This window comes from Roseovarius sp. PS-C2 (genome assembly GCF_018862045.1).
GTDB lineage: Bacteria > Pseudomonadota > Alphaproteobacteria > Rhodobacterales > Rhodobacteraceae > Roseovarius.
In genome coordinates this window covers 1-5,243 of the sequence record NZ_JAHKSQ010000026.1, presented here as the reverse complement: position 1 = coordinate 5,243, position 5,243 = coordinate 1, and the positions used below count along the sequence as shown (strand labels likewise).

The following is a 5,243-nucleotide window of genomic DNA, read 5'->3' as shown; positions in this document are numbered from 1 at the left end:
GTTATCATCGGTCTTTGAACAACCTCAGACTACGAAGAAGCGCGGTGGCCGCCAGACCCGGCCGCGCGCTGCGCTACGCCAAAAGGCTCCGCGCGCGGCCTCTTACACCACCCCGTGGGACACTACCCCCGTCTGCTTCCACGCGCAATATAGAGCGGCAATCGGGTGCGTCGGAAGGTTTCGTAATTATCTGATATTGTTGTTGATTTTTGGTTTCGGGAGCGAAATTTGACCTATGCCGAACCAGCACGATTCTCGTTCTCAAAACAAAACCCTGAGTTCGCATTTTGAACGCGCCGTTGCATGGCATAAGGGACAGCTACCCCGCCCTAGCTAAGACCGATTCTCATCGCCCAACAATACACCCTCAAGTATGAATTCCGGCGTCTCTCTCAGAAATCAGTCGTTCTTCAAGCATTTGGGCCAGCGAAATAACTGCGGCGTCAGATCCAGGCTGTGAACCGGCATGCAAAATTGACCCCCCTGATAATTCTGTTCAGAAGCTTCCTCGACGGATTTGAGGGAGCGAGTTGGGGATGTTGGTTGTGAAATACGCTACCCTCGAATGGGTCGATTGGTTCATCTGGAGTAAAACGCTCACTGACTTGCCAGACCAGCAACCCGCCCGTCTCGAAGGTGACCTGTTCACAAGGCGGACCATCTGCGAGAAAGGTCGCAATCGTCGCAGGTGATGATCGCGCTTTGTCAGTGGTCTTTGGCCCGCCGGTGGGGCGGGCCAGCAATCGTTTTCGAGTACCGCGTCAGGACACGTAATCCGCCGCGCTTTCGCCTGCGAGTTTGCCGAAGACCGAGCCCGACATAAGGCCCGTTCCACCCGGATAGTTTTCATAAAACAGACCACCGACAAGCTCCCCTGCGGCGTAGAGTCCGGGGATGGACTGATCGGTCATGTCCTGCACTTCGCCCTTGGTGTTGATCTGGAGACCGCCGAAGGTAAAGGTGATGCCGGTCGTGCAGACATAGGCCACGTAAGGCGGCTTGTTGATTGGCAGCGCCCAGTTGCTTTTCGGCGGCTCGATCCCTTGGGTCGCAACACCGTCCAGGATTGCCGGATTGTAATCTCCACCCTGACAGGCATCGTTGTATTCCTTGACCGTCGCGGCCAGCTTTTTGGGATCGAGATCCAATTGCTCGGCCAGCCCTTCGATCGTGTCGGACTCGGCCTTGGTGACTTCGCGGATGCGGTATTCGTCACGCAGCTTGTCAACGGTCTGCTGGTCGAAGATCTGGATCGCGGTGCGGTTCGGCTGGGCCATGATTTCCCGGCCGTATTTGGCGTAGGTCAGGTTACGGTAATCCGCGCCCTCGTCGACAAAGCGTTCACAGTCGGTATTGACCATGATGCCCAACGGATAGGAGTGCTTCTGGAAGTTATCGAGAATCCACCGGTCACCATAGGGCGGCGCCGAGATATCCCATTCACAAGCGTGGCAGGACGACCAGTTGCCATAGGGTTTCGCCCCGATCTCAAGCGCCATATTGATACCTTCGCCCATATTGTGGCGAGTACCGCGCACACGGCAGAGATCCCAGCCAACACCCAGGTAACGCACACGCATCTCCGGGTTGGATTCAAAGCCACCGCTGGCGATGATCACGGCCTTCGAGGTAATTTCACCATAACCTTCCTTGGTGCGGATTTTGACGCCGGTCACGGTGCGGTCGGCTGACTGGAGCAACCCAATAGCGGCGGTGCCGTAGCGAATCTCGATACCCAGTTTTTCGGCTTCCGCCAATTCAGCTTCTACCAGACCGGCACCACCGCCTACGGCTTCGATATTCACGCCGCCGTAGAAGTGGTGTTTACCATCCACCAGAAAGGACTGGCGCCCAAACATCGGAACGAAACGGATGTTGTGATTGCGCAACCAGCCCATGGTCATGCGACTGCGGTCGACAAGCAGTTGCGCGAGGTCTTCGTCACATTGATAGCGCGTCACTTCGCGCATCTGGTCCATGAAAAATTCACGGCTGTGCGGCGGCAGGACGATTTGCTCGCGTTCCGCTTCGGACAAGTCGGTCAGGATGTCTTCGGTAACATCTTCCAACCCCTCATGCGCAAAGCGAAAGCCGCCAGCGGTAAAGTACGAGTTGCCGCCTTTTTCGTCTTCTGGAGCACGTTCCAGGACCAGGGTTTTGGCTCCGTTCTCATGCGCCGACATTGCAGCACAAAGCGCAGCGTTGCCGCATCCCACGACGATCACATCGTATTCACTCATTTTCTTTTCTCCTTCAGTCAGTTGCCGCGCAAAGCGGCCTCAAGTTGCACAGCGTTTCATCCCGTGCAGCGGCGGGGTTTCACGCTGGAAATTCAATTTCGCTCAGCCGCCCAGATACGCCCGGCGCACGTGTTCACTGGCCGCCAACTCTGCGCCAGTGCCGCTCAGGGTGATTGCCCCGCTTTCGATGACATAAGCACGCTGGCAAAGGCGCAACGCCATGTTGGCGTTTTGCTCCACCAGGATGATCGAGATACCCTCCTCGCGGTTGATTTCCTCGATGATCTTGCCAATCTCTTGCACCCGGATCGGCGCAAGACCGAGCGAAGGTTCATCAAGCAACAACAGCTTGGGCCGGGCCATGAGAGCCCGTCCGATGGCCAGCATTTGCTGCTCACCCCCGGACATGGACCCGGCGGCCTGCGTGCGACGCTCCAGCAGACGCGGAAAATAGCCATAAACCCGCTCCATGGTCCTGGAAATTTCGTCCTTGTCGGATTTGAGGTAAGCGCCAAGTTGCAGGTTTTCTTCCACCGACATTTGCGGGAAAACACGACGCCCTTCCGGCGACAATGTAATCCCGAGTCCCACGACCGACGGTGGCGCCAGACCCGAAATCTGTCGGGAGCCAAATGTAATCCGACCGGATTTTGGCGGGGTCAGCCCCATGATGGCTCGTAGTGTCGTGGCCTTGCCCGCCCCGTTGGAGCCGATCAACGCAACGATCTCGGCGTCCCCGACTTCCAGCGATACGTCACGCAAAGCCGCGCGCACACCATAATATACATTGATGTTCTCAACAGTCAGGCTGGTCATGACACCGCCTCCGTGCCCAAATAGGCTTCGATTACTTTGGGATTGTCCCGGATTTCTTCGGGCGTACCGGCGGCGATCAGTTCCCCATGGTCCAGCACGATGATGCGGTCACAGATACCCATCACAAGGCGCATGTCATGCTCGACGATCAGCACACTGGCTTGGTCGCTTTCATGAATGCCCCGGATCAATTTTCCCATTTCCATGGATTCCTCGGGGTTCAGGCCAGCCGCAGGTTCATCCATCATGATAAGCTTGGGCTTGGACGCAAGTGCCACCGCCACGCCAAGCCGGCGCTGGTAACCGTAGGGCAAGGAATCGGCAAGCTCCCCGTGCACATGATCAATGCCGACCTGCTGCAGGATTTCCATGCATTCCGCCTTTGTTTCGGCCTGCGCCCGTTGCGAGGCCGCAGTGCCCATCAGCGAACCAAGGAAGCTGTCCTTGCTGCGCACGAAGGCCCCGCGCACCACGTTTTCAAGCACGGTCGATTGCGGAAAGACGCTCGTCGCCTGGTATGTCCTGGCCAGACCCATCTGCACGATATCGCAGGTCCGTTTGCCAATGAGGTTCTCCCCTTCGAAGGTGATCGACCCGCCGCTCGCCGGACTTGTGCCGCTCACCACGTTGAAACAGGTGGTCTTGCCCGCGCCGTTCGGGCCGATAAGCCCCACGACCTCGCCCTCGTCCACGGAAAATGACATGTCCTTGATCGCGTGCAATCCGCCGAACCGTTTGCTCATATTCTTGACATTGAGAAGCGTGCTCATTTTGCTCCCCCGATCCGTGCGAGTGTACGTGGCAGAGAGATCAGCCCACCGGGCATGACCCTCAGCACCACGATCATGATCGCGCCATAGATAATGTGCTGAAGCCCTTCGAAATCGCGCAGGAATTCCGGCAATGGCGTGAGGAAGGCCGCGCCCAGAACAGCACCCCAGAACAGCGAACGCCCTCCGACGACAAGCATGGTGATATAGGCCACCGAATTGTGAAAGGTGAAGGTATCGGGCGAGATGAAGCGGATGTAATGCGCCATCAGCGCACCGCCAAGACCGGCGATGCCGGACCCGATGGCAAATGCGATGACCTGGTATCGCGCCGTGTCGATACCGCAGGTTTCCGCCAAATTGATATTCTGTTCGATCGAATTGAACGCCCGTCCAAAGGTCGAACGGTTCAGCGCCCAGACGAAGACCAAGACCATCAGGAACATCGCGAACGCTAGGTAAAAGAACATCGGACGCGGACCGAAGCTGATACCGAAAAGCGTGACCGCCTTGATTCCGATAAGGCCGTTGGCTCCGTTGGTCATGCCGGCCCAGTTCAGCGCGAGCAGTGTGAACATCTGCCCGAACAAGAAGGTCACAAGCACAAAGTAGACGCCACGCAGCCGCAGAATCACGGCACCCAGAGCCGCCGCAAGTGCCGCGGTGGCCAGCGTGGACAATACCAGCGACAAAGCGGGCGGAATGTTCAACCTCATCGAAATGATCGCCGAAATATAGGCACCCAATCCGGCGAATGCGGCATGGCACAACGACAATTGTCCGACCGAATAGATGACCCAAAGACTCAGGGCGAAGATGCCACTCAGAAGCGTCAGGTTCACGATGTGAACGTAGAAGAGGTTTGGAAGAAGCCCCGGAATAAACGCTGCGACCGCACAGGCAACAGCAATCAGGGCAATGCGAAACCAGACAGAACCGCCGGCGTTCTCTGCGTCAGGTGCGTTTTCATTCAGAATAGTCACTTAAGCTTCCTTTTTACCCATAAGGCCGGAGGGGCGGACCAGAAGAATTGCAATGACGAGGCCGAGTTCCAGCATGTCGGCGACAACCGACCCAAGGAAGGTCGCACCATAGCTTTCGATCATGCCGAGAAGCAGCCCGCCGAGCAGGGCACCGGGGACCGATCCGAGGCCGCCAAGGATTACAACGATAAAAGCCTTCAGCATCGGGGCAGTGCCCACGAAGGGGGAGACCGAAAAGACGGGTGCCATTGTCAACGGCGGAGTAAAATTCGGCCATTGTGGCGGAGCAAAAGTCGGCCAGTTTGGCGCGAGCGCCTTGGAGCGTGCGGCCCTCATATAGCAAGCCCGGTCCAAGGCGCATTGGCCGTCAGGCCAATTCTGTGAGGTTCATTTGTTAGCGGCGGCGAGGCGGGCGCGGCTTTGATTGAGGCGGT

5 protein-coding genes are annotated in these 5,243 nt (G+C 57.5%); all 5 read right to left on the bottom strand.

The window, feature by feature from the left end; all coding sequences use genetic code 11:
• Window positions 1–761 precede the first annotated feature (761 nt).
• On the bottom strand, window positions 762–2,240 hold the full coding sequence (tcuA, locus tag KPG71_RS19440; RefSeq protein WP_216340391.1) for an FAD-dependent tricarballylate dehydrogenase TcuA: 1,479 nt from the start codon (window positions 2,238–2,240) through the stop codon (window positions 762–764).
• A 102-nt stretch (window positions 2,241–2,342) separates the two neighbouring features.
• Window positions 2,343–3,056: an ABC transporter ATP-binding protein gene (locus KPG71_RS19435; RefSeq protein WP_216340389.1), complete on the bottom strand. Its 714-nt coding sequence runs from the start codon at window positions 3,054–3,056 to the stop codon at window positions 2,343–2,345.
• Entirely contained in the window at window positions 3,053–3,826 is a 774-nt protein-coding gene (locus KPG71_RS19430) for an ABC transporter ATP-binding protein (protein ID WP_216340386.1), read from the bottom strand. The genes KPG71_RS19435 and KPG71_RS19430 overlap by 4 nt, the downstream gene beginning before the upstream one ends.
• Entirely contained in the window at window positions 3,823–4,809 is a 987-nt protein-coding gene (locus KPG71_RS19425) for a branched-chain amino acid ABC transporter permease (RefSeq protein WP_216340384.1), read from the bottom strand. Before KPG71_RS19425 ends, KPG71_RS19430 begins: the two co-directional genes overlap by 4 nt.
• Complete coding sequence (locus KPG71_RS19420; protein ID WP_216340382.1) at window positions 4,810–5,058, bottom strand: hypothetical protein; 249 nt, start codon at window positions 5,056–5,058, stop codon at window positions 4,810–4,812. It abuts the gene before it with no gap.
• Between the last annotated feature and the right edge of the window lie 185 nt (window positions 5,059–5,243).